Source organism: Symbiobacterium turbinis (assembly GCF_055383075.1).
Genome location: NZ_AP042433.1, coordinates 38,937 through 62,990, shown reverse-complemented (window position 1 = coordinate 62,990; position 24,054 = coordinate 38,937). Strand labels below are relative to the sequence as shown.

The window sequence follows — 24,054 nt, the reverse complement described above, 5'->3', positions numbered from 1 at the left end:
CAGAGGCGTCCCTCCGGCGAGCCGCCGCAGACCGAAACGTTTTCGATAGGTTTCTGATATTGCGACACCCCGCATCGGGCGCGACGATCATGAGGGTCCCGTCCGGAGCAGCTCCTGCGCCAGCCGGTGGACGGCCAGACGCAGGTGGCGGTAGTAGGTGGGAACCGATAGATGGAGGCGCTCGGCGGTCAGTTCGTGACTGCCCTGCTTCTCCAGGAAGGCGCGGCGCAGGATGAGCCCGTCCCGGCGTTCCGCCTCGCTTCCCGTCTCCAGCTGCGCCACGGCGCGGCGGATCCGCCCCTGCACCGCGGCGGCCGGGCCGCCGGCTTCCTCCTCCGCTGCATCGCCGACCAGGAAGCGCAGCGGCTCCACCAGTTCGGGATGGGCGTACAGCCGTTCAAAGTGGCGCAGGGCCTTCCGGAGCCGCTGGGCCAGCGCGGCGACGGATAGATCCGCTGCGGATTCCGCGCTCCGCTCAGGCGGAGGGGCTCCGGCCGGCAGGGTGTCGGCTGCCCCCAGCAGGTGGAGCACCTTGGTGTGGAGCCGCTCGGCGCGCAGGTCCAGCACGTGGCCCTGGTAGACCGTCCCATCCGGGCGTGCGACGTCCAGCCACGGCGCCCGCTCAGACCCGATCAGCCTCAGAAACCCTCCCCACCGGGCCTCGTCGAGCTGGCTCAGCACCAGCCCCTCCTGGGGGAGCAGGCGCAGGAGGTCGCGGGCCATGAGCGCGTCCAGCCCGCTGGCCCCGTCGGGATCGTAGCCGCCCAGCCCCAGATAGTACTGGGACTGCCCGGGCGCGTACACACGCGCCGCGGCTTCGGCAACGGGATGGGCGGCCAGTACCGGCACCGTCTTCTCGGTCAGCGGGACGACCGCGCAGAAGGCCAGGATCCGGCCCCCTTTTCGCAGGGTGCCGAACCACTCCAGCGTCAGGGCCAGCAGCGGCCGGATCAGTGCGAACACGCCGCGATCGTGCGCCGGCCTGCCCGTCGATTGCAGGTAGCGCAGGTACAGCTGCTCCACCTCATCCGCCTCCCGCGCGGAGAGGCCGTGCATCTCCACCTCGTCCCCCTGCCCGAACAGCAGGCCGTGCATGAAGTCGCTGCCGGAAAGGTAGAGCTGGTCGAACAGCCACTCGGACGGCTGGACCGGGCCGGAGGCGATGCGGGCGTCAACCACCTGCCGGGCGCGCGCCCGGTACAGCGCGTAGGCCTCGGGCCTGCGGGCCTTCACGTCGGCAAGGGCCCACTGGCGCACCGAATCGTGCAGCATCCAGTACTCGCCGTACCCGGTGATGAACGGCAGACCGCATAGCGCCCTGAACCGCTCGGCCGGGATCGGCTCGCCCAGGGCCGCCTCCAGCAGCTCCTGGTCAAAGCGGCGCAACACCGAGACGGCCTCGATGCAGCGGTGCAGCATCGGGTCCGTCACGTCGGCCAGAACCTGGCCCATGAGCTGCTGCATCAGCGCGCGGGCCTCGCTCTGCACGCCGCCCAGCCGCCCGTGGCGGGCGATCAGCGGACCGGCCAGCGACAGCGCGAGCGGATGGCCCCCGGAGATGCGCCTCAGGTCTTCGAGAGCGCCCTCGTCCAGAATGCCGATGCGCTGGCCGTACTGGGCCACCTCCCGCCGGGAGAGCGGCGCCAGCTCCAGTTGCCGGACCAGCAGGTTCCAGCCGCCCGCCTGCCACGGGCCCACCAACCGCTGGCGCCCGGCGGTGCAGACCCGCACCAGCGGGTCCAGGCCGGGCAGCCACTCGTCTCTCAGCCAGTCCTCCACGAGGCCCCATTTCTCAAAGGCATCCAGCGCCAGGAGGATGCCGCCCTGCGCTGCGGCGTACGCGTTGAGGGCGCGCGTGACGTCGTCCGGCGCGCCGTCGGCCCAGTCGGCGACCGCCGCGCCGCGGGCGGCCAGCTCCTGCCGGACCCGCGCGAGCACATCTTCCGGCCGGGCGAAGCCCCAGCTCCCGTCCACCAGGATCGCCCGCCTGCCGCCGAGTCGCCCGGCCACAAGGCGCAGGAGGGTGCTCTTGCCGATGCCTCCCGGACCGTGAATATGCAGCAGGTGCCAGTCTTCCCGGGGCTGGTTGACCAGGTCGCGGAGCATCGCCAGCTCGCGCGCCCGGCCGACGAACAGGCTGCGCTGCCGTTCGAGAATCAGATCGTGAATCCGCATGGCTCTTTCCTTTCCGGTCCAGGCAATTCGGATAAGTGAGATAGTCAATCGCCAGTGTACCACCCTGTGCGGCGGAAGGAAAGAGCATCATACTCTTCTGGAAGCATAGGATGGTTCTGTTGAAACGGAGGGCGAGTGTCATGAAGCGATGGCGAACGCTGCTCGCCGCCGCCCTGGCGGTCCTGACCCTGACGGGGTGCGGGCTGGCCGAGCGGGCGGTCGACCGGGCGGTCGACCAGGCGGTGCAGAGGGCGACCGAAAATCTGGTGGAACAGGCGACGGGGATTAAGGTAGACACCAACGAGGGGGCCATCACCTTCACCAGCGAGGACGGCGAGACGGTGACCATCAGCGGCGCCGGTGAGGAGGGCAGGCTGGTGGAGGGCTTTCCGCTCCCGGTCCACAGCCGGCTCACGGTGGACGATTCGGGCCGGCTGACGGCCAACGGCAAGACCACCTACAGCGCGTCGTTCGCATTTGAAGGCGATGCGACGGAGCTGGCCGACTATTACGAGCAGCTCCTGCAGGAGCGCGGATTCGAGGTTGCGCGCACTGACATGGAGATCGACGACGACCGCGTCATCTATATGGCCGCCGAATCCGACACCCACTCGGCCATCGTCTCGGTCCAGTGGAGCGGTGAGAGCGGCGAGGGCACGCTGACCCTCCTGCACAGCGACAAGTAAGTGATCATTGAGCGATCCCCCTCCAACCGGAGGGGGATTTCCACTTGCCATGTTCAGTCCTCGCCCCACACGTGGAGCGGCGGCACCGCCTCGAGTTCGCCCACGCGGCGGGCGTGCTCGTAGAACGCGACCAGCCCCCGGCGGTAGCGGGGCCCGAACTCGTGCCGGATCAGGTCGAAGTAGTCGTCGACCACGGCGGGCGGAAGCCCCCTGCGGGCCACCGCCTCCGCCACCATGGCCGGCCGGTGGTCCCAGGCGTACTCCTGGGAGGCGTGCAGCACCCGCGTCAGCCGGCGCAACGCGGCGGTGTCGGCGTCGGCCAGCTCGCGCCGGGCCACCCAGAGAGCGTAGACCATGGGGTGGCCGGTGAGGGCCTTCCACTCGGCCCCCAGGTCCACGTGCGGGATCTCGGGGCGCCTGGCTGCCGCCAACAGGGCGTCGTCGCCGATCAGGAGGGCGGCGTCGTGCTCCGCCAGCATCGCCTCCAGGTCCGGCGGCGTGATCCGGTACTGCGGCCGCACCCCGTACCGCAGTTCCAGAATGATGCGCGTGAGCACCACCGACGTGGCCGAAGCGGCGGTGAGCGCCACCGGCCGGCCGTCCAGCTCCTCCAGCGGCCGCCGGTGAAACAGCAGGATGGAGGCCACGCGCCCATCGGCGCTGATGGAGAGCCCGGGGACGATCACACAGTCCTCCGCGTGCCGGGCGTACTCGATGCTGGAGATGGGCGTGACGTCGAGCCGGCCCTCCAGGAAAGCCCGGTTGAGGACGGACGGCGGCCCCTTCTCAACCGTGACGTCCAGCTCCACCGCGCCCTGCTCGATGCCGAAGTACACCGGCAGGCAGTTGAGGTAGTCGATGTAACCGAGCCGGACCGGAGGGGCCTCCGGCGCCGCGGTGCCGGTGCGGCGCCCGGCCGGCAGGCCGGAGCCGGCGCTGAATCGCTGGTCACCCATGCTGCTTCGCCCTCCTAGTACGTTTCGAGGATCTCGTAGAACGTGTTCCGCTTCGCGGGGATCCGGCCGGCGTCACGGATCAGGCGGATGGCGTCGGCCGGCGTGGCGTAGAAGACGGTGCCGGCGGCCGCCACCACGTTCTCCTCCATCATCGTGCCGCCGAAGTCGTTGCAGCCGCAGTCCAGGCTGATCTGGCCGATGCGCACCCCCTGGGTCACCCACGAGGCCTGGATGTTCTCGATGTTATCCAGGAAGATCCGGGCCACCGCCAGGGTCCGCAGGTACTCGTAGCTGGACGTGGTCACGCCGTTATGGAGCCCCTCCGCCACCAGCGGGGTGTTGCCGGGCTGAAAGGTCCAGCAGATGAAGGACCAGAAGACGCCCTGCCCGTGCTTCTCGGCGGTGCGGTCCTGGATCTCCCGGAGCCTGAGGAGATGCTCCACACGCTCCTCCAGCGTCTCCACGTGGCCGAACATCATCGTGGAGGAGCCCCGCAGCCCGACGTCGGCGATGATCTCGTAGGTCTCCAGCCAGGCGCGGGCCGGGTCCTTCAGGGGGGCGATGATCCGCCTGGGCCGGTCGGCCAGCACCTCGCCGCCGGCGCCGGGCACCGAGTCGAGGCCGGCCTCCCGCAGCCGCTCCACCACCTCCCGCACCGGCATCTTGTACGCCCGGGCGAAGTGGCGGATCTCGGACACCGAAAAGGAGTGGATGGCGATCTGGGGGTAGTGCCGCTTGATGAGCCGGCACATCTCGGTGTAGTACTCAAAGGGCAGCTTGGGGTGGTGACCGCCCTGAATCAGCACCTGCGTGCCGCCCGAGGCGGCCAGCTCGCCCACCTTCTGCAGGATCTGCTCGTGGCTCAGCGCCCAGGCGTCCGGATCCTGCTCGTGCCGGTAGAAGGCGCAGAACTTGCAGTCGGTGACGCAGACGTTGGTGTAGTTGATGTTCCGGTCCACGACGAAGGTCACGATGCCCTCGGGGTGGAGCCGGCGCGTGATCTCCCCGGCCACCAGGCCGAGCGATCCCAGATCGCCCTCACGCATCAGCACGCAGCCTTCCTCGTAGCTGAGCCGGTGGCCGTCCAGGGCCTTGTGCAGGATGCGCTCGACCGCCGGCGTGGGCTCGGGCCGCGCCAGGGCGGCCTGGACCTGCTCCAGCTGATCCATCTCCTCCATGGCTCAGGACCTCCCTTCGGCGCCGTGCCGCCTCCGCCCGCCCCGGTGAAACGTGCCGGCCGCGATGGCCCGCTCGGCCAGGGAGAGGTGCACGGTCTCGGCGGTGTACCCGTGGATGGCGCCGGCGGCCACCAGCTCGGGTTCGGGCTCCGGCGGGAACTCCCGGATCACCTCGTACACGGTGTTCCGCTCGGCGGGGATGCGGCCGGCCTCCCAGATCATGCGCAGCAGCTGCTGCAGCTCGGTGTACTGGGCGGTCTGCGCCCCGGCCATGTGGTAGATGCGCTCCTCCCGCACGGTGCCGTCGATGTCGTTGGCGCCGAAGTGGAGCGCCACCTGCGCGATGGCCGGGGAGCTGGAGATCCAGTAGCTCTTGATGTGGGGAAAGTTGTCCAGCATCAGCCGGCCGACCGCGATCGCCCGCAGATCGTCGTACCCGGTGGGGCCGGGCAGGTGGGCCAGGTTGGTGTTCTCCGGGTGGAACCTGAGGGGGATGAAGGCCTGGAAGCCGCCGCTGCGGTCCTGCTGCTCCCTGAGGCGCACCAGGTGATCCACCCGCTCCTCGGGGGTCTCCACGGTGCCGTAGAGCATGGTGGCGTTGGACCGGAGCCCCAGCCGGTGAGCCGTGTCGTGGACGTGGAGCCACTCCTCCGCCGTCTCCTTCGGCTTGCAGATCGCCTCCCGCACCCGGAGCGCGAAGATCTCCGCGCCGCCGCCGGGCAGGGAGCCCAGGCCCGCCTCCTTCAGGGTCAGCAGCACCTGCTCCAGCGAAAGGCCCGAGATGCGCGTGAAGTGGATGCAGCTCGATCGCCGTGAAGCACTTCAGGTGCACGCCGGGACAGGCCGCCTTCACCGCCCGAAGCATCTCCGGATACCAGTCCCAGGGCAGGTCGGGGTGCAGGCCGCCCACCATGTGCAGCTCGGTGGCTCCCTGCGCCACCGCCGCCCGGGCCTTGGCGACGATCTCCTCAATGGAGAGGGTGAAGGCCTGCGGGCTGCGCCGGCTCTGGCCGAAGGCGCAGAACTTGCAGTGGATGGCGCAGACGTTGGAGTAGTTGATGTGGGCGTTGTTGTTAAAGTAAACCCGGTCGCCCACGCGCAGCCGCCTGGCCAGGTTGGCCAGCTGCCCGACGGCGAAGAGGTTCGGGTGAGTCATCAGGGTTACGCCGTCGTCGAAGGAGAGCCGCTCGCCGGCCACCACCTTGCGGTGGATGGCGGCCAGGCGGGCGTCGAGGGTCCGTTCCAGCAGGCTGCTGCCGCCCATGTCTCCGCTCCTTCCGCACGAGAGTCATCTGGGATGCTGCCTCTACTGTAGCGGGACCGGCAGACCGGCGGGGCCGATTTCACGCCATTGTCCGTTTTGTGACACTTATCGGCCGGTCTTGCGCCGGGGGCTGCGGCATGATGGGAGGAGACAGAAACCGGGGAGGAAGCGCGGTGAACGGACCCAAACTGCCCATTCTCACCAACCGGGCCGACACGCTGAAGTATGAGGACGGGGTTGTGCGGATCCTTGACCGGCGGCGGCTGCCAGAGGAGATCGTGTTCGTGGACTGCCGGGACTACCGGGAGGTGGCCCGGGCTATCGTGGACATGGTGATTCAGGGGGCCCCGCCCCTGGCCTACGCCGCCGGCTACGGCCTGGCCCTGGCCGCCCGCCAGTTCCGAAACCTGCCCGCCGACGAATACCGGCGAGCCCTGGAGCAGGCGCACCGGGAGCTGCGGGCCACCCGGCCGACGGGGGCGGACATCTTCCCGCTGCTGGACCGGGCCCTGGCCCGGGCGCTGACGGCCATGGCCGTCGGGGACGACCCGGAGGCGACGGTGGTCCACTTTGTGGGCGCGCAGATCCAGGCCGGCGACCGGGCCGCCCGGCTGAGCGGCTACCACGCGGCCGGCCTGCTGGCGGACGGCGACCGCATCCTCACCCACTGCTTCGCCGGCGCCGCCCTGAACTACATGCTCTATTTCGCCCTGCAGGCGGGCAAGCGGATCGAGCTCTACGCGACCGAGACCCGCCCCTACCTGCAGGGAGCCCGGCTCACGGCGGCGCAGGCACGGGAGATCGGCGTGCCGGTGACGCTGGTGACCGACAACATGCCGGGCTACCTCTTCTACCGGGGGATGATCACCAAGTACGTGACGGCCGCCGACTCGATCACCCTGGATGGCCACATCTCCAACAAGATCGGCACCTTCCAGTACGCGGTGCTGGCCCACCACTTCGGCGTGCCCTTCATCGTGCTGGGCTACGACGGCCCCGACCCCGACCGGGCCACCGCGGCCGACATCCCCATCGAGGAGCGGGACCCGGAGGAGGTCTTCTACTGCCGCGGCGTGCGCACCGCGGCGGAGGGGATCGGGGGCTACTACCCGGCTTTCGACATCACGCCGCCGCAGTACGTGAGCGTGATCGCCACGGACCGGGGGCTGTTCTCTCCCTGGAACGTGCGGGACTACTGCGACGCGCCGGAGCCGGAGGAGTAAGATGGTCGACACCGTGATCATCGGCGGGACGGCTGCCTATCACCTGGAGTTCGACTTCCCCTGGGAAGCGCGGACAGTGGACACGCCTTACGGCCCCGCCGGCCCGTTCCGCCTCTTCGCGGTGGCGGGACGGCCCGTGGCTTTCCTCAGCCGGCACGGGGGCGACGGGCGGCTGGGGGTGACGCCGCCCTTCGTGAACTACCGGGCCAACGTGTGGGCGGCCCGCGCCCTGGGCGCCCGGCGGGTGCTGAGCTGGAACAGCGCCGGCTCGCTGGTGCGCTCCCTGGCCCCGGGGAGCCTGGCGGTGGTGTCGGACCTGATCGACTGGACGCGGCGGAGGCCGGATAGCTTCGGCGCTGCGGCGCTCAGGGGGGTGGGCTCAGCTCCGCCCGAGCAGCGCCCGGTCGGACCTCCCCTGCACCCGGCTGCGCCCGCGAGGGCGCTGGGTCTGCGCCGGGCGAAGGAGTTGTTCGACCCGGATCTGCGGGCCAGGCTGGTGCAGGCGGCCGCCGCCTGCGGCCACCGGGCCGCGCCCGGGGCCGTCTACGCCGCCACCGAGGGCGCCCGGCTGGAGACCCGGGCGGAGATCTCCCTGCTGGCCCAGGCGGGGGCCGAGCTGGTGGGGATGACCTTGGCGCCGGAGGTCTTCCTGTCCCGGGAGCTCGGGATGGCCTACGGGTCGCTCTGCTGGGTCTCCAACTACGCCACCGGCGTGCCCTTCGACGGCCCCGAGCAGCGGCTCTTCGGGCCGGAGGTGGGGCAGTTGATGTTCCGGATCATGGTGCGGCTGCTGGAGGAGGAGGCGAGCGAGGGTGGGTGAGACGCTGTTCATCGTACCGGAAGACATGATTCCAGGCGGCTGCGCCGAAACCGCGCTCGCTGCAGACGCCGGCGGTGCCCGCCCGCCGGGAGCTGCCTCCGGTGCAGTCCTGCACGAGACGCCGTACGGAAAGGTGACACAGCGGGGGCTCGCGCTCCTCCGCACGGCCGAAACCGATCCCCGGGCCCTGATCTACGCGGCCAAGCAGGCCGGCGCCACCGCTGTGCTGGCGGTCGCCCGTGCCGAGGCCGTCAGCCCACTGCTGGAGCCCGGCGACCTGGTGGTGCCGGGCGACGTCATCGACCTCACCCGCCTCCTCCCCCCCACCTTTTTCGTGGAGAAGGGCTACGGGTTCATCCGGCTCGACCCGCCGTTCTGCCCGGTGCTGGCGGCTGCCTTGTTTGCGGCGGCGCGCGAGAAGACCCCCCGTGCGTTCCGGGGGGCCACGTACGTGGGGCTGGACGGGTCGCGGGAGACGACGCCGGCCGAGCGGCGCATGTACCGTACCTGGGGCGCGGACGTGGCCGGGGCCGGGCTGGTGCCGGAGTCGTTTCTCGCGCGGGAGCTGGAACTCTGCTACGCCGGGGTGACGATGGTGGGCGAGGCGCAGGTGGACGTGCTGCCGGCGCTGGCGCGGGCGGCGGCGATGGTGCCGCACGGCCGGGAGTGCGGATGCCGCCGGGCGATGGCCGGGGCCCGGGTGCAGGGGCTGATCGGTGAGGACTGGCGGGAGTGGGTGGGGTGACATATACGGATGCAGCTGAACCTCTTCCTGTCCATCACGCTCGCCGCGCAGATGTCTACAATATCATCATCATCCTTCGCATGGACCGCAGGAGCGATTCCCGGTGTACGCCGACAGCGTTCGTGACCGCCTCTGCAATCGCCCCCGCTAACTCGGACTGCTTGTGAATCGGGCGAAGCAAGGGGTTTCTCTGGATCACATGGCCGTTCGACAGATAGTAGTTGTTGGTGACGAATGCGATGCCATGATGAAACAGGAACTCCAACACACCCATGAGTTTGCCGGGATGTCGTGTTAGGTGCTTGAATGACGGAGTGTAAAACTCTGGAGCCTGGTTGATGACGTGGTCCCTGAGAGCTTCTCTGAGTGACTGCCCAAGTCTTGGGTCCATGCCGCTCATGATGTCCGAACTCTTTGCATGAGTAGGAGGCGCCTCAGGGCTGTCAACGTCGGAGATTGACAAGACAGACCCAGTGGGTCTCGCAGGATACCTGGTTTCGATGCCAGGGTTGCTCGCTAACGCCTCGAACGCAGCCCAAGTTGCAGGGTACTTGATCGGCAGCGCTGCGAACGGATCCTCATCGTTATGAGGAGGATCCACCTTTCTCGCTTCCTTCTGAAGATCAAACCGCGCAAAGTATCTGCTTGCCGCCCGGGTGATCTTAAGCATGTGGGCATCCAGCGGAATCGGGTGAGGCAGCCCATATGCCTCGGCCGCTTCCTGAGTTGAGCAGATCTCTTCGAGCGCACTGTTGCGTATGGCGACCACGACTAGAGAGCGGATGTCAAGGTCAACGTTGGCCGGCTTGTGGTTCGCCGCCTCCTCATGCCCGAGTGTCAGAAGGGTACGCCGAAAACTCACGTCGTTCCACCGGCTTAGGATTGCCCGGAGGCGGATCTCCACGTCGCTGGCAACCATGGTAGCCTGACGATCAGGAACGCCATTCATACGCAGTCCCGGGATCAGAGCCTCCGCTATGTAGGTGCGAATCAACGTTATCCCGCCCTAGATGTGTAGTGTATTGCGAGTATATCGCATGACATTGCATGCGATAAGTTCCGCAGACTCCGTATCCCCATTCACTTTCCATGCGCGGCTGTGCGACTCCGGAGCCTGATTGGGGCATAGATTTAGCCTGATTATCCTGTATTTATGCAACTTAATGTGGAGACATTAGCCTAAGATATGATAGGAGCAATATGAGTGTATAGTCAACAGCAAGCGGCTCCCACCTGCGACCGGGTGGGAGCCTCATATTTCAACCCCTATCCTTACTCCTTATTCGTCTTCAGCAGATTTACGACCAGCGCGGTGATCACGGTACCGACGACGATGGCCAGAGCGTACATCGCCAGGTTGGTCACCACGTTGCCCATGGGCAGCACCCAGATGCCGCCGTGGGGCACCATCAGCTTCACGCCGAACGCCATGGAGAGGGCGCCGGTGACGGCCGAGCCGGCCATGATGGCGGGGATGACCCGGAACGGGTCTGCCGCCGCGAACGGAATCGCGCCTTCCGTGATGAAGCTGATGCCCAGCACACCGGCCGCCTTGCCCGCCGCGCGCTCCTCGGTGGTGTACTTCTTGGGAGCCAGCAGCGTGGCCAGGAACAGCCCCAGCGGCGGGGTCATACCTGCAGCCATCACGGCGGCCATGGGCTCGTACACCTGCGAGGCCAGCAGGCCCGTGCCGAAAGCGTACGCGGCCTTGTTGACCGGGCCGCCCATGTCGAAGGCCATCATGGCGCCGAGGATGAAGCCCAGCACCACGGCGGAGCCTCCGCTCAGGCTCGTGAGCCAGTTCTGCAGCCCGGTCATGATCGCCGCCATGGGCGTGTTCAGCACATACACCATGATGAGGCCCGTGATGCCAACGCCCAGGAGGGGCAGGATCAGCACCGGCTTGATGCCCTCCAGCGTGCGGGGCAGCCGGATCCACTTGTTCAGGTAATAGACCAGGTAGCCGGCCAGGAAGCCGCCCACGATGGCCCCGAGGAAGCCCGCGCCCACCGAGTTGGCCAGGAAGCCCGCCGCCATACCGGGGGCGATGCCCGGACGGTCGGCGATGGAGTAGGCGATGAAGCCCGCCAGAATCGGGATCATGAAGCCGAAGCCCGCCTGGCCGCCGATGACGTTGAGGACGTGGGCGAACGTACCCTCCGTCGCAGCGGCCTCAATGCCGAACATGAACGAGATGGCGATCAGGATGCCGCCGGCCACCGTGAAGGGGATCATGTACGAAACGCCCGTCATCAGGTGCTTGTACCAGCCCGTGGCCTGGGCCTTCCGCTCCTGCTTGATCTCCTCCACCTGTTCCACCAGATCTGGCGCCTTCGCCGCCAGCGCCCTGTCGATCAGCCCCGCTGCGTCCTTGATCGCCTCGCCGACACCGACCTCCACCAGCGGCTTGCCGGCAAACCGGGCCTTGTCCACCTTGGCATCCGCCGCGATGATCACAGCATCGGCCTGGCGGATGTCGTCATCTGTCAGCACGTTCTCTGCCCCGACGGAGCCCCGGGTCTCGACCTTGATGGTCACCTGCTTCGCTGCTGCGGCTTTCTGCAATGCCTCTGCGGCCATGTAGGTGTGAGCAATTCCGGTAGGGCAAGAGGTAACGGCAACCAGCATCTTCGCCACGTAGGGCACCTCCCATGGAAGCGTGGTGCGAATACCAGGGTCTGCGGGTTACATCAGGGCGTTGACGATATCAGCGGGAGTCGCTGCAGAGAGCAGCTTCCCGCGGACATCCTCGTGCATGAGCAGCCGGGCCAGCTGCGACAGAGCTTTCAGGTGCAGGTCGTGTGCGCCGTCCGGTGCGGCGATCAGGAAGACCATCTTTACGGGCTCGCCGTCCAGGCTCTCCCATTCGAGGCTGCTCCTGCTCCGGCCGAAGGCGACCGCAGCCCGGCTCACGGCGCTGCTCTTCCCGTGGGGAATCGCCACGCCGAAGCCCACCGCCGTGGTGCCCTGGGCCTCGCGCGCCTTCACCGCCTCCAAATAGGCGTCCAGATCTGACACCGCGCCGCTTCTTACGAGCAGGGCGCCCAGCTCGGCCATCGCCTCCTCGGGTCTTTCCGCTTTCAGGTCAAGGGTTACCGTTTCCGGCGTGATCAGTTCGCGGATACTCACCTGGCGTCACCTCCTTCTCCGAGAATGCTGACTTCGGCAATGCGCACCTGGGGCAGTACTGCCTCCACCGCGTCGCCGCTGCATACCTGTGTGCCGTCGAGGCCGGCCGTTGCGGTGCCTGCGGCGGTGGCCAGCCGGAGGGCATCCGAGAGGGACAGGCCCCGGCTGAGCGCCACGGCAAAGCCGGCCACCATCGAATCGCCCGCCCCCACGGTGCTGCCCAGCTGAATATCGGGCGGCGTCGCCCACCAGGACTGCCGGGCGGTCACCAGCGCCGCGCCGTCTGCGCCGCTGGATACCACCACCACCTCGGGCCCCTCCGCCAGGAGCTGGCGGGCACCCCTTACCACGGCGTCCGGGCCTTCCAGCCGGCGGCCGAGCAACCGCTCGGTCTCGTTCCGGTTCGGCTTGATGAGGGTCGGGCGGGCCGCCAGCGCGATGCGCATCGGCTCGCCGTCGCTGTCCAGAATCGTCGGGACCCCGGCCTCACGCGCGAGGGCGATCAGATCCCGGTAGATGGTGTCGGGAACACCTGCCGGCAGGCTGCCCGCCAGCACCAGCACCGCCGTCTCCGGGAGCCGCTGCTCCACAAGGCGGATGAGCTCAGCCACCTGGCGCTCGGCCACCGCAAAGCCGCTCTCGTTCAGCTCCGTCAGCTGCCCGGTGCTCGGCTCGACAATTTTCATGTTGACCCGGGTCTCTCCCGGCACCATCAGGAAGTCGTGGGCTACATGAACTTGTGCGAGGTTTTTCAGAATCAGATCAGCGTTCTGCTCGCCCAGGAACCCCAGGACCTGCACCCGGGCGCCCAGGGCCTGCGCGGCCCGGGCCACGTTGATCCCCTTGCCCCCGGGGTCAACCCGGACTGCGGCCACCCGGTTGGTGGCGCCGGCGGTAAACCCGGGGACCACCAGGGTGCGGTCGATGGCGGGGTTGAGGGCGACGGTCGTGATGATCTTCAACGTCAAATGCATCCCCTTTACTCAGCGGTGAGAACCTGAATGCCACGTGCGACCAGCTCTGCGGCGAACCGCTGTTCCAGGCCCCGGTCACTGATCAGCATGTGCATGCTGACCACGGGAGCGACGGCGGCAAAGGCCACACGCCCCGCTTTGGTGCTGTCGGCCACCACCACCACCTTGCGGGCGGCAGCGATCATCCGCCGCTTGACAGACGCCTCGGCCGTGGTCGGCGTGGTCAGCCCGCGGTCCAGGTGGATGCCGTTCGTGCCCAGGAAGACCACATCGGCGTTCACCTGCTCCAGGGCCTGCTCGGCCAGCGGCCCCACCAGCGCCAGGGTTCGGCCCCTGACCGACCCGCCGGTCACGATCACCTCGACGCCGGGGGCATCCGCCAGCTCTGCGGCAATCGGATAGGCGTTGGTCACCACCGTCAGGTTCCGGCGGTCTTTCAGCAGCCGGGCGATCTCCAGGGTTGTGGTGCCGGCGTCCAGGATGATGGAGGCCCCATCATGTACCATTCCCGCCGCCACCCGGGCGATGGCCATCTTCTCGGCCCGGTTCTGGTCCGACTTCTCGGCATAGCTGGGCTCTGCGAGCGTGGGGTCGGCCGGCACGGCGCCCCCGTGGGTCCGCTCCAGCAGCCCCTCGCGCTCCAGCTCCCGCAGGTCCCGGCGGATCGTGGACTCGGACACGCCGAAGGCCTGGCTGAGATCCTGCACCGTCACGGATTGACCGCTGCGCACGCGCTCGATGATGCGACGCTTTCGCTCTTCCGGGAACATGTGATCACATCCAGTCATGTATTGCTGGCCGTTTATGATCGTTTGTGCTCATTTATGAGTATAGGAGATCGGATGCGCTCGGTCAATACGGAAAGTCGGCGATCGGGGAGCGCCGCCCCGGTTGAAACGCACGCATAAAGCGAGCACCTTCCCGCGTCGGGAAGGTGCTCTTGCTTGCGATTCCGCTGTTTGACCGGTTCGAGGCGCCGCGCCTCTGCCCGCACGGAGGGTCTCGCCCTGGCCCGCCGGCGGCAGGCGTACTCATGCGCAGGATCAGCCCCACAGGTTGATGGTGATGTGGGCCACAGCGGGCGCGATGAGGCTCCGGGTCCGCATGAAGAGCAGCCCGAGCAGGAGGCCGAGCGCCCCCTGGCTCACGATGGAGAGGGCCAGGCCCGCCACGCAGTCACCGCCCAGCATCGCCGTCGTCGCGCCCAGGTGCCAGGCGCCGAAGGCCAGGGAGCTGAGAACCAGGCTCCACCCCTCGCCGATCAGCGGCGCCAGCCGGGTCTGCACCGCCCCGCGGAAGAGAAACTCCTCCATGAAACCGTTCTGCAGAAAGTTGTCCAGCGCCGCCAGAGGGAGCAGGAGTGCGGCCCGGGCGTCGCCCATGGCGCTCACCACGAGCGCCAGCACCCCCAGGGACAGCAGGTAGGGCGCTGCGACCGCCCAGGAGCGGTACCCCTGCCTCAGCCCCAGTTCCACAGGTCTGACCCTGCAGAGCAGCAGCACGGCCCCGGGCAGCACCATGTACAGGACCGGATTGGCCACCCAGTTGTCGTTTCCGAAGAGCCGGCCTCCCGCGCGATCCAGCGCGTCCACGAAGGGCGTCCAGAGCGGAATGTGCTCCCAGCCCGCAGGGGCGACCCCATGGAAGCTCATGCCCCTCAGACCGGTCAACACGATGATGAGGAGCAGGAAGGCCACCTGGGCCCAGAGGGCGCTCCGGCGGTGACGGGGCGCGTCGGCCTGGGGCGGGTGAGGGGCCAGCCAGAGCAGCAGGGCCGTGGCGAAAACGAACAGCAATCCGAGCGTGACAGCAACCTGCAGGAAAACCAGCGCGTGGCCCCGGACCACGAGCGTCGCCGCGGCCGCCAGCCACGCCACCAGGAAAGCGACTCCGGCGGGATGGGTGACGGCCGCCCGGACCTGGGACCAGGCGGACGATCGCGGTGCCGAAGGCGTTGGATTCTCAGGTGCGGGCATGTGCGAACCTCCTCAAGGGGAGGACTGCTTCTCCGCACCCTGGGGTTCACGAAATTACCAGGGGTTCTTCCAGGAAGCGCCTTCACCATCACGAGGAGGATCTTGACCGATCCAGGTGCATCTGATAATAGACCATCGCCGCCAGCGCGGCCGCGGCCAGGTAGGGCACGCCGGCGACCTGCAGGTAGCAGTCCTTGCCGACGACATCGCCGCCGATCCGCCCGGTGAGCAGCCCATCCCTGGCCGTCAGGCGCAGGTCGGCGCCGGAGACGCTCCCGCCGATCCGGCCGGTGATCTGGTCGTGCTGCTGCGAGAGCGCGATGTCCCAGCCGACGACGTCGCCGCCCATCCGCCCACTGCCCTCGTTCCCGCGGATGACGAAATGAAGATCCTTGCCGTCCAGCACGCCGCCCCAGCGCCCGCTCAGCGTGGTGCCGTCAAAGGAGAGCGCGACGTCCTTGCCGATCAGGGCGCCGCCGAATCGCCCGGTGAGCGTGCCGTTTTCATAGGAAACACGAATGTCGTTGCCCACAAGAAAGCCGCCGATGCGGCCCTGAACCATCCCGGCCATCTTTCCTGCCCCCTTGTGCCGACCGATGGCCCGGCCCTTACGGACGTTGGTTCACTATTCGCCCAACCCCGCTCGGCGCTTCCGGACTTGAACCGGGCCACCACACCTCCGCCATCCTGCTCGACCCCGATGCACTTGCGTCCGGTCTGCACGACCGCGGCTCCCCCTGCTGCCTCGTAAAGCAGGGCCAGCAGTTCAGCCCTGTGGACGTAGGCGACGGCATCGCCGTACCGGTCGACCAGATCCGACTCGGCAAAGCGGGAGAGCACCTCCTCCCGGGCGGTGCGGATCTCGCCGCCCCCGCGCAGGGCAATCGCGTTCAGGGCGTCACCGAGACCCAGTTCGGCGAGTGCGCGCAGTGCGTTCGGCCATAGCGAAAGACCGGCGCCCGCCTCCCGCACAGCCGGCGACCGCTCGAACACCTTGACGGACAGGCCCGCGCGCTGCAGCGCCACGGCCGCCGCCAGTCCGCCAATCCCCGCACCGATGACCAAGGCTGTGCCCATGATCGTGGCCTCCTCTTTGGCCGGACCCGCCTGTCTCTCTCCTTTGGTCCGGCGGGTCAACAACAGAGGTATGGCGCGCAGGTGGGGCCGGAACGCACTTGACCGCCCCCCTTTCCGGAGGCGGCCAGGTGCGTCACCTGCTCAGCAGCGTGCCCACGTACCGAATGAGCTCGTTCGCGCAGACCTCGCAGTAGCCGTGGTCGTCGATCAGCCGCTGCACCACCTCGCTGATGCGCTTCTGCTGCTCCGGGTCAGGCGTGCGGGTCGACGTGGTAATCTTCACCACGTTCTTCATGTCCGCGAACAGCTTCTTCTCGATGGCCTCCTTCAGCCGCTCGTGGCTCGTGTACTCGAAGGTGAGCCCCTTGCGCGCCAGCGTGGAGATGCGGATCATGATCTCCTCCCGGAACGCCTTCTTGGCGTTCTCGGTCACGCCGATCTGCTCCTCGATCGAGCGCATCAGCTTCTCGTCCGGGTCGACCTCCTCCTCGGTGATCGGGTCGATCAGCTTCTGCTTGTTCACGTAGGCCTCAACGTTGTCCAGGTAGTTGTTGAACACCGACCGGGCCGTCTCCTCGAAGGCGTAGATGAAGGCTCGCTGGATCTCGTTGCGGGCCAGCTCGTCGTACTCCTTGCGGGCCTCGTAGATGAAGTTCAGGTAGTTCTCCTTGTCCTCGCGGGTGATGCCGGTGTGCTGCTCGAAGCCGTCCTTCAGGGCCCGGAGCGCATCCAGCGGGTTGATGCAGGTCACGCCCTCCCGCACCAGCGCGCTGGAGAGCCGGTTGATGATGTAACGGGGCGAGATGCCCACCATGCCCTCCCGCGACGCCTCCTCCTGCAGCTCCCGAATGTCCTTCTGGGTGAAGCCCTCCACCGACTCGCCATTGTAGAGCTTCACCTTCTTCATCAGGCTGAGGCCGGCCTTCTTGGAGGGCTCCAGCCGCGTCAGGATGGCGAACAGCGACGCGATGCGCAGGGTGTGCGGCGCGATGTGGATGCCCTTCAGGCCGGAGTCGTTGATGAGCTTCTCGTAGATCTTCACCTCGTCGTCGATCTTCAGGTTGTACGGCACCCGCACCAAGATCATGCGGTCCTTTAGCGCTTCGTTCTTCTTATTGTTTACAAAGGCGTTAAATTCGTTCTCGTTTGTGTGACTGACGATCACCTCGTCGGCGTAGATCATGGCGAACCGGCCGGTCTTGATGGACTGCTCCTGGCTGAGGGTTAGCAGGCCGTAGAGGAACTTCTCGTCGCACTTCAGCATCTCGATGAACTCCATCAGCCCCCGGTTGGCCACGTTCAGCTCGCCGTCGAACCGGTAGGCCCGGGGGTCGGACTCGGTGCCGTACTGCCCGATGGTCGAGAGGTCGACGGAACCGGTCAGCTCAGATATGTCCTGGCTCTTCGGATCGGACGGCGTGAACGTGCCGATGCCCACCCGGTTCTTCTCGGAAAAGGCGATGCGCTGCACGATCACGTCCTCTACCCGTCCGTCGTACTTGTCCTGCACCATCTGCCGGCACGCCGGGCAGAGGTCGCCCTCGATGTAGATGCCATACTCCTTGCGGATCTCGTCCCGGAGCTCGTGCGGGATCAGGTGCAGCGGCTCCTCGTGCATCGGGCAGCCCTTGATCGCGTAGATGGCGCCCTCCTCGGTGCGGGACCAGCGCTCCAGGCCCCGCTTCAGCAGCGAGACGATGGTCGACTTGCCGCCGCCCACCGGCCCCATCAGCAGCAGGATGCGCTTGCGCACCTCCAGCCGCTTGGCCGCCGAGCGGAAATACTCCACCAGCTGCTCCAGCGGCTTCTCCAGCCCGAAGATCTCGTCGCTGAAGAACTTGTAGGTTTTCTGGCCGCCCGCGTTCTTCTCGACGCCAGCCGACATGATCATGTTGTAAACCCGCGCGTGCGCCAGGTCGGCCACTGCGGGGTTGCGCTTGACGATCTCGAAGTACTCCAGGAAGGTGCCTTCCCAGGCCAGGCGCTGCTCCTCCGCCCTGTGCTGCTCCAGCCGCTCCTTCAGATCCACGGGTACCCTCCTCTCTCCTCACGCCCGCCTCCTGTCAACGGTTGGGATAAAGTATATGAGGGAGGTCTGCTCCCGTGCCACGAAAAAGCGATGGGTCAAGCTTCTGCGGGGTGCGGTGGGCTGCGGCGGGCACAGGGACCCGGGAACGCCAGGAGGGATCGCCTGGTTGACCGCAGGGACCGCCTTCCGTCAGACTGTTCTCAGCACTCCGGAACGAGGAGGGTCCCCGATGAACCGACGGTGGCCAGAGGCGGCTCTGCCCGCCATCATGCTGGCGGCCGCCCTGCTGGCCGGGTGCGCCGGCGCGCCGGCCGCGGAGCCCGTGGAAGTGACGCGGCTGATCCCCGCGGACATCCCCCCGGGAATGGAGCCGCAGACGCTGGACGAGGTGCCCTTCGCGGTGGAGCCGGCCCTCCGGATCCTGCGCAACCCCGGGACGCCGACGGCAGGGATCGCCGCCGTGAAGATCATGGTAACCTCCCTCGCCGACGAGACGCTGGAGAACGTCCACGCCGCGGTGTGGCTGCCGGAGGAGGTCTTCCGCATCACCCCCAGGGCCCTGCTGGGCACCAACCTGGACCCCGGGATGTGGGACGTCGACCTGACGCCCGAGCAACCCGCGATGGGGCTGCTCACCGAGTTCGACTTCGCGGACTTCAGCCAGCGGGACGAGATCATCGCCGCGTTCAACGGCGACACCCGGGTGCGGATCGTGTGGGACGGCGGCGACGTGCTGTTCACCTTCCCCGCCGAGCTGTGGACGGTGGAAGTGGTCGAGGACGCGGCGCCGTAACCGGAGAAAAAAGCCCCGCGTGCGGCCGTACCGGCCCCCGCGGGGTTTCCTGTCCTGTTCCCTTCGTCGCCGTCATCCCAGCAACCCGGCCACGCTCTCCAGCACGTAGTCCGGCTTCCAGGGCGAGCTCTCCACCTGCTCACGGCGGGTGACGCCCGTCAGCACCAGGGCCGTGGTCATGCCGGCCTCCCGGCCCATGCGCATGTCCGTCTCCAGCCGGTCGCCGACCATGATGCACTGGTCCGGGGTCAGCCCCAGCAGCTCCATCGCCTCCTGCACCGTGATGGGCGAGGGCTTGCCGGTGATCAGCTCCACTTTCTTCCCCGTGACCCCCTCCACCGCGCCGATCATCCCGCCCACGTCGGCCACCTCGCCGCCGGGCACCGGGCAGGTGCGGTCGGGGTGCGTGGCGATGAAGCGCGCGCCGTTGCGGATGGCCTGGAGGGCGTCGTTCAGCTTCCGGTAGGTGAACTGCCGGTCCCACGACACCACCACGTACTCGCAGGCCAGTGGGTCGGTGACCAGCTGGATCCCCCGCTTCCGGAGCTCCTCCGCCAGCGGCTCCTCGCCGATCAGGTAGACCCGTGCCCCGGGCGCCGTCCGGCTCAGGTAGCGGGCCATGATGATCGACGAGTTGAGCACTTCCTCCACCGCCGCCTGAATGCCCAGGCGGTTCAGCTTTGCCGCGTAGCTCGCGGCGGGCTCGATGGGCTTGTTGGAGAGGAAGGCGATCTTCGCGCCCCGCCGGCGCAGTTCGGCCAGGGTCTCGGGAGCCCCGGGGATCGCGTGGTCGCCCAGGTAGAGGGTGCCGTCCAGGTCAAAGATGTATCCCTTGAACTGTTTCAACGAATCTAACCCCCTGTGTGCTGCAGGCTCAACAAGAGCACAGGTTCGCTAAGGCCGGTTGAAGTCCTGCGCCATAAGATGAAACATCACCTGCACCGGGGGGAAGCTCCTTGCCCATCGCCGTAGCCGGAGCAGGCTATGTGGGGCTCACCACAGCGGCCTGCCTCTGCGAGCTGGGACACGAAGTCGCGCTCCTGGAGATTGACGGTGAACGCGTGGCCCGACTGCAGCGGGGCGAATGCCCCTTCTACGAACCCGGAATCGACGACCTGCTGCGGCGCCACCTGGACCGCTCCCTGAGGGTAACGACGGACATGGACCAGGCCCTCCGCCGTGCGGAGGTGCTGATCGTCTGCGTCGGCACCCCGCAGTCCGCCTCGGGCGCACCGGACCTGCGTGCGCTCTGGAAGCTGCTCGGCGACCTGCACAAGCGCCGCCCGGCCGGCCCCCTGACCGTCGTGCTCAAGTCGACCGTTCCGCCGGGCACCAACCGCCGGGCGCAGAGCCGGTTGGGCCCGGGCTTTACTGTGGTCTCCAACCCCGAGTTCCTGCGGGAGGGTACCGCCATCCACGACTTCTTCCACCCCGACCGCATCGTGGTCGGCGCCGCGTCGCCGGCCGCCGCCCGGCAGGTCGCCGACCTCTACCGCGGCATCGACGCGCCGGTGATCAGCACCGGCTGGGAGGAGGCCGAGCTGATCAAGTACGCCAGCAACGCCTTCCTGGCGGTGAAGCTCTCCTTCGCCAACGAGGTGGCCGCCCTGGCCGACGGGCTGGGCGCCGACGTGCTGGCCGTGCTGAAGGGCGTGGGGCTGGACCGCCGCATCGGCGGCCACTTCCTGAACCCCGGCCCCGGGTACGGGGGCTCCTGCCTGCCCAAAGACCTGGCCGGCCTGCTCTGGACCGCCCGGCGGAGGCGGGTCCGGCTGGACCTGCTCCCCGCGGCCCGCCGCGCCAACGAGCGGCAGCGGCGGCGGGTGCTGGCGAAGCTGGGGCCCGTGGCGGGCCGCCGCATCGCCGTCTGGGGCCTGGCCTTCAAGGCCGGCACCGACGACGTGCGGGAGTCGCCTGCCCTGGCCATCATCCCCGCCCTGCTGGCAGAGGGGGCCCGGGTGGCGGCCCACGACCCCGAGGCCCGCCACACTTTCGCGGCGGCCCTGGCGGCAGCCGGGCCTGACGGCCTGCCCGCCGGGCTGGAGCTGGCCGACGACCCCTGGTCCGCGGCCCACGGGGCAGACGCGCTGCTGGTGCTGACCGAGTGGCCGGCCTACGCGGCCGCCTCACCGGCCGAGATTCGGACCGCCCTGGCCGGCGACCTGGTCGTCGATGCCCGGAACCTGTTCGACCCCGATGCCATGGCGGCCGCAGGGCTGCGCCACATCGGCGTGGGGCGGGGCCGCGGGCGCTGAGATCCCCGCGGGGCCCGCACGGGCCCGCGCAGGCCCGGCGCTGGCAACGAAGCCACGAGAATGGGGCCGTCCTGAGGTCATCGCAGATGACCTGCAGGACAGCCCCCTTAATATTTCACAGGATTAGGCATCGCCGCCGGTCGTATCATCACCGCCGTCGGCATCGCCTTCGGTCACGTCGTCGTCACCGTCCATGTCGCCGTCATCGCCGGCCACGTCGGAATCGTCGCCGGAGCCTCCGTCGTCGCCATCAGCATCGGCGTCATCGCCCGAACCGCCGTCGTCGCCATCAGCGTCGGCGTCATCGCCCGAACCGTCGTCGTCGCCATCAGCGTCGGCGTCATCGCCCGAACCGCCGTCGTCCTCGTCAGCATCGGCGTCATCGCCGGAGCCGGTGCCGTCGCCCGAACCCGTGCCCGACTCGTCCCCGGAGCCGGATCCGGTGCCGTCGTCGTCACCGCCGGTCGCCTGCAGGAGGTGCGCCCGAACCGGACTTTCCGCATAGAGTGATTCCATATCCCGCTTCTCTTCCTCGACCAGGTTCAGCAGACGTTCCACCAGGTTCCCGGACTCAGCCATGCCCGCATCCCTCCACCGTGGTCATACGGTCTCTGCAGCGACCTGACGCTCCATCCTATGCCCGCCCGGCACATTCCGTCACCTCGCCCGGAGTACTGCGAAGGGTGTGAACCCATGGACTTCTGCGATCTCGAGCTGGGGCCTGACCCCTGGCCCCGGCTTGCGGAGGGCAGCCTGACCGGCACACTTCGCTGGAATGGGGGGCCCGAGCTGCCGGTGTCCGTGCGCATCCGCGGCGCACACTCCCGCAAGTTTCCCAAGCGGTCCCTGCAGGTGACCCTGCGCGGCGCCCCCCTGCCCGACGAACCCCCGGCCGGCCACACCGTGCGCCGTATCCATCTGAACGCCGACTTCGTTGACCCGACCCTGCTGCGCTCGGCGCTCTCGTACACCCTCTTCCCGATGCTGGGCGTGGACGCGCCCCGGTGGCGGCACGTCCTCCCGACGGTGAGCGGCGAGCCAGCCGGGCTCTATATCGCGCTGGAGTCGGTGGACCGCGACTTCTGCCGCCGGCGGGGCTGGACGCCCGGCCCCATCTTTTACGCGACCAACCGCAACGCCAACTTCGGGCTGATCAGCCCCTTCACCAAGACTTTGAAGGAGCCGCTGGAGAGGGGCTACCTCCCGGTGGAGAAGGCAGACCCGGAACCCATCCGGCAGATGCTGCTGGCGCTCAACCTGGCGGACGAGGCGTCGCTCATGCAGGTGGTCGAACGGTGGTTCGACCTGGACCGCTACCTGCACTGGGTGATCGGCGCCGTCTTCGTGGGAAACCGCGACGGCTTCGTGCACAACTACGCCCTCTACCTGGAACCCGACGAGCAGCGGTTCCGCATCATCCCGTGGGATTACGACGCCACGTGGGGCATCGACATCCACGGGCGGCCCGCCCGGCTGGACCGGGTGCCCGTGACCGGCTGGAACAAGCTCTCGCACCGGCTCTTCGCCCACCCCGAAGGGCGGCGCCGCTTCCGCCAGGCCTTCCTCCGGGCGCTGGACGGCCCCCTCGCGCCCGGCGCCGTGCTCCCGCTCATCGACCGGCTGAGCCGCCAGGTGGAGCCGTGGCGGGACCGGGACCCCTACCTCAGGAAGGCCGACTTCGCCCGGGAGGTCGACCGGCTCCGACGCTGGGCCGTGGACCGGCGGGCCCTGCTCCTGCGGGAGCTGGCACCGCTGTGAGGGGCCGCCCACAGCAAAGGGGCTGCCCCTCCGTCATTCTGGGATGACAGCGTCACCCAAAATGACTGGGATAGCCCCTTACGCCGGCTATTGCACGATCGTGACGCGGGCGGGCCCCCTGAAGCGGGAGACGGCGGCGCTCCTGCGGCGAGAGTCGCGGTCCGGGATGCCGGCCAGCGCGGCGATCTCGGTCTGCGCCTCGTCCTCCTCCTCCAGTTCCTCCTCCCGGGCCAGTTGCCGGGCCGGCTCCACCTCCATCTCCGCGTCCCCGTCCACTTCGGCTTCCGTGCCCATTTCCGGCTCCGGCGCCGCTTCCGCCTCCACGCCTACATCCGCCTCCACGCCCACATCCGTCTCCGTTTCCGCGCCCAGCTCCGCCGCCGCGGGCTCCGGCTCCAGATCGGCCACCGGCTCCCAGTCGGCGTTCAGCTCCTCCAGGCTGAGGGAAGAGTCGCTGGTCTCCGAACTGAACGAGTCGAACTCCGCCCCGTCCTCCCGGAGGTCGAAGGCCTTCACCCAGAGCCGGGCCATGCCCACCGCCTCCAGGGCGATGTGCGTCTCCACCGTCAGGTGGAAGAGCCCGTCGCGCACCTCCGCCTCCAGACAGCGGGCGCCCCGGAGCAGCCGGCCGGCGGTCTGGGTCTCGCCGACGACCTGAGCCACCAGGGGCACGTCGGCAGGTTCCGTGTGTGTACAGGTGATTCGCTCTACCCGGGTCTCGTCGCCCGCGGCGCACCAGACCTCGCAGACGGCCACCAGGCGCACCTGCGGCCCGCCGGGGCCTCCTTCCACGGTCAGCTGCGGACTGCTCACATGGACCCCGAGCACACACTCCGCGCCGTCGGCGGGCGCCGTGTGCGTCCAGACGACCCGGCGGTCGCACCGGCCCACGACGGCACGGGTTATGATCTCCTGCAGCCGAATGCTGGACAAGGGCCATCCTCCTCAGGGCTGAATTCTCGTATCAGGCTATGCAGGCCGCCGGCGATCTGCTCCCCGCGGGCGGGCGCGCCGAC

Annotated in this window: 23 protein-coding genes and 1 pseudogene; 7 read left to right on the top strand and 17 right to left on the bottom strand. The window is 68.4% G+C overall.

The window, feature by feature from the left end; all coding sequences use genetic code 11:
- Positions 1-87: 87 nt before the first annotated feature.
- The gene (locus ACZ45O_RS00270) at positions 88-2,175 is read right to left on the bottom strand and encodes an AAA family ATPase (RefSeq protein ID WP_464854974.1); all 2,088 of its coding nucleotides are present in this window, start codon (positions 2,173-2,175) and stop codon (positions 88-90) included.
- Positions 2,176-2,315: 140 nt separating this feature from the next.
- Here ACZ45O_RS00270 and ACZ45O_RS00265 point away from each other — a divergent pair, with 140 nt between their 5' ends.
- Positions 2,316-2,861, top strand: a complete 546-nt coding sequence (locus ACZ45O_RS00265; protein ID WP_464854973.1) for a hypothetical protein — start codon at positions 2,316-2,318, stop codon at positions 2,859-2,861.
- Between the two features lie 53 nt (positions 2,862-2,914).
- On the opposite strand, the gene ACZ45O_RS00260 is transcribed toward ACZ45O_RS00265, so the two are convergent.
- The 4 genes and pseudogenes from ACZ45O_RS00260 to ACZ45O_RS00245 all read right to left on the bottom strand — a co-directional run.
- On the bottom strand, positions 2,915-3,817 hold the full coding sequence (locus ACZ45O_RS00260; RefSeq protein ID WP_464854972.1) for a menaquinone biosynthetic enzyme MqnA/MqnD family protein: 903 nt from the start codon (positions 3,815-3,817) through the stop codon (positions 2,915-2,917).
- Between the two features lie 14 nt (positions 3,818-3,831).
- Positions 3,832-4,995 (bottom strand): cyclic dehypoxanthinyl futalosine synthase, encoded by a 1,164-nt coding sequence (gene mqnC, locus ACZ45O_RS00255; protein ID WP_464854971.1) that lies wholly within the window; start codon positions 4,993-4,995, stop codon positions 3,832-3,834.
- A gap of 3 nt (positions 4,996-4,998) precedes the next feature.
- Positions 4,999-5,754: a hypothetical protein gene (locus tag ACZ45O_RS00250; protein WP_464854970.1), complete on the bottom strand. Its 756-nt coding sequence runs from the start codon at positions 5,752-5,754 to the stop codon at positions 4,999-5,001.
- A 118-nt stretch (positions 5,755-5,872) separates the two neighbouring features.
- Positions 5,873-6,151: pseudogene (locus ACZ45O_RS00245) on the bottom strand (radical SAM protein); the annotation flags it as partial.
- 281 nt (positions 6,152-6,432) lie between these two features.
- Between ACZ45O_RS00245 and ACZ45O_RS00240 the strand changes: the two are divergent.
- The 3 genes from ACZ45O_RS00240 to ACZ45O_RS00230 are packed head-to-tail and all read left to right on the top strand — an operon-like array spanning position 6,433 to position 9,047.
- A complete protein-coding gene (locus ACZ45O_RS00240; RefSeq protein ID WP_464854969.1) occupies positions 6,433-7,482 on the top strand; it encodes a s-methyl-5-thioribose-1-phosphate isomerase in 1,050 nt (349 codons plus the stop codon).
- A 1-nt stretch (position 7,483) separates the two neighbouring features.
- Positions 7,484-8,302: an MTAP family purine nucleoside phosphorylase gene (locus ACZ45O_RS00235; RefSeq protein ID WP_464854968.1), complete on the top strand. Its 819-nt coding sequence runs from the start codon at positions 7,484-7,486 to the stop codon at positions 8,300-8,302.
- Entirely contained in the window at positions 8,295-9,047 is a 753-nt protein-coding gene (locus ACZ45O_RS00230) for a phosphorylase family protein (RefSeq protein ID WP_464854967.1), read from the top strand. Before ACZ45O_RS00235 ends, ACZ45O_RS00230 begins: the two co-directional genes overlap by 8 nt.
- A gap of 55 nt (positions 9,048-9,102) precedes the next feature.
- Here the strand turns inward: ACZ45O_RS00230 and ACZ45O_RS00225 are convergent, their stop codons facing one another.
- From ACZ45O_RS00225 to ACZ45O_RS00185, 9 genes are all read right to left on the bottom strand, one after another.
- Positions 9,103-10,041, bottom strand: a complete 939-nt coding sequence (locus tag ACZ45O_RS00225) for a hypothetical protein (RefSeq protein WP_464854966.1) — start codon at positions 10,039-10,041, stop codon at positions 9,103-9,105.
- 278 nt (positions 10,042-10,319) lie between these two features.
- Positions 10,320-11,675, bottom strand: a complete 1,356-nt coding sequence (locus ACZ45O_RS00220) for a PTS fructose transporter subunit IIC (RefSeq protein ID WP_464857596.1) — start codon at positions 11,673-11,675, stop codon at positions 10,320-10,322.
- A 57-nt stretch (positions 11,676-11,732) separates the two neighbouring features.
- On the bottom strand, positions 11,733-12,176 hold the full coding sequence (locus ACZ45O_RS00215) for a PTS sugar transporter subunit IIA (protein ID WP_464854965.1): 444 nt from the start codon (positions 12,174-12,176) through the stop codon (positions 11,733-11,735).
- On the bottom strand, positions 12,173-13,138 hold the full coding sequence (gene pfkB / locus ACZ45O_RS00210; RefSeq protein WP_464854964.1) for a 1-phosphofructokinase: 966 nt from the start codon (positions 13,136-13,138) through the stop codon (positions 12,173-12,175). The genes ACZ45O_RS00215 and pfkB overlap by 4 nt, the downstream gene beginning before the upstream one ends.
- A gap of 17 nt (positions 13,139-13,155) precedes the next feature.
- Positions 13,156-13,920 carry a DeoR/GlpR family DNA-binding transcription regulator gene (locus tag ACZ45O_RS00205; protein ID WP_464854963.1) on the bottom strand — a complete coding sequence of 255 codons (765 nt, stop codon included), beginning with the start codon at positions 13,918-13,920 and terminating at the stop codon, positions 13,156-13,158.
- Between the two features lie 273 nt (positions 13,921-14,193).
- Positions 14,194-15,126, bottom strand: coding sequence for a lysostaphin resistance A-like protein (locus tag ACZ45O_RS00200; protein ID WP_464854962.1), 933 nt, complete (start codon positions 15,124-15,126; stop codon positions 14,194-14,196).
- 88 nt (positions 15,127-15,214) lie between these two features.
- Positions 15,215-15,658 carry a hypothetical protein gene (locus tag ACZ45O_RS00195; RefSeq protein WP_464854961.1) on the bottom strand — a complete coding sequence of 148 codons (444 nt, stop codon included), beginning with the start codon at positions 15,656-15,658 and terminating at the stop codon, positions 15,215-15,217.
- Entirely contained in the window at positions 15,592-16,203 is a 612-nt protein-coding gene (locus ACZ45O_RS00190; protein ID WP_464854960.1) for an FAD-dependent monooxygenase, read from the bottom strand. Before ACZ45O_RS00190 ends, ACZ45O_RS00195 begins: the two co-directional genes overlap by 67 nt.
- 133 nt (positions 16,204-16,336) lie before the next feature.
- Positions 16,337-18,232: a PrkA family serine protein kinase gene (locus tag ACZ45O_RS00185; RefSeq protein WP_464854959.1), complete on the bottom strand. Its 1,896-nt coding sequence runs from the start codon at positions 18,230-18,232 to the stop codon at positions 16,337-16,339.
- A gap of 229 nt (positions 18,233-18,461) precedes the next feature.
- On the opposite strand from ACZ45O_RS00185, the gene ACZ45O_RS00180 reads away from it, so the two are divergent.
- A complete protein-coding gene (locus ACZ45O_RS00180) occupies positions 18,462-19,025 on the top strand; it encodes a hypothetical protein (RefSeq protein ID WP_464854958.1) in 564 nt (187 codons plus the stop codon).
- Positions 19,026-19,097: 72 nt separating this feature from the next.
- Here ACZ45O_RS00180 and ACZ45O_RS00175 read toward each other — a convergent pair whose 3' ends face one another.
- A complete protein-coding gene (locus ACZ45O_RS00175; protein ID WP_464854957.1) occupies positions 19,098-19,871 on the bottom strand; it encodes an HAD-IIA family hydrolase in 774 nt (257 codons plus the stop codon).
- 110 nt (positions 19,872-19,981) lie between these two features.
- On the opposite strand from ACZ45O_RS00175, the gene ACZ45O_RS00170 reads away from it, so the two are divergent.
- Complete coding sequence (locus ACZ45O_RS00170; protein WP_464854956.1) at positions 19,982-21,280, top strand: UDP-glucose dehydrogenase family protein; 1,299 nt, start codon at positions 19,982-19,984, stop codon at positions 21,278-21,280.
- A gap of 123 nt (positions 21,281-21,403) precedes the next feature.
- On the opposite strand, the gene ACZ45O_RS00165 is transcribed toward ACZ45O_RS00170, so the two are convergent.
- Positions 21,404-21,859, bottom strand: coding sequence for a hypothetical protein (locus ACZ45O_RS00165; RefSeq protein ID WP_464854955.1), 456 nt, complete (start codon positions 21,857-21,859; stop codon positions 21,404-21,406).
- 114 nt (positions 21,860-21,973) lie between these two features.
- Here ACZ45O_RS00165 and ACZ45O_RS00160 point away from each other — a divergent pair, with 114 nt between their 5' ends.
- The gene (locus ACZ45O_RS00160; RefSeq protein ID WP_464854954.1) at positions 21,974-23,038 is read left to right on the top strand and encodes a CotH kinase family protein; all 1,065 of its coding nucleotides are present in this window, start codon (positions 21,974-21,976) and stop codon (positions 23,036-23,038) included.
- Positions 23,039-23,125: 87 nt separating this feature from the next.
- Here ACZ45O_RS00160 and ACZ45O_RS00155 read toward each other — a convergent pair whose 3' ends face one another.
- Complete coding sequence (locus ACZ45O_RS00155; RefSeq protein ID WP_464854953.1) at positions 23,126-23,971, bottom strand: hypothetical protein; 846 nt, start codon at positions 23,969-23,971, stop codon at positions 23,126-23,128.
- Between the last annotated feature and the right edge of the window lie 83 nt (positions 23,972-24,054).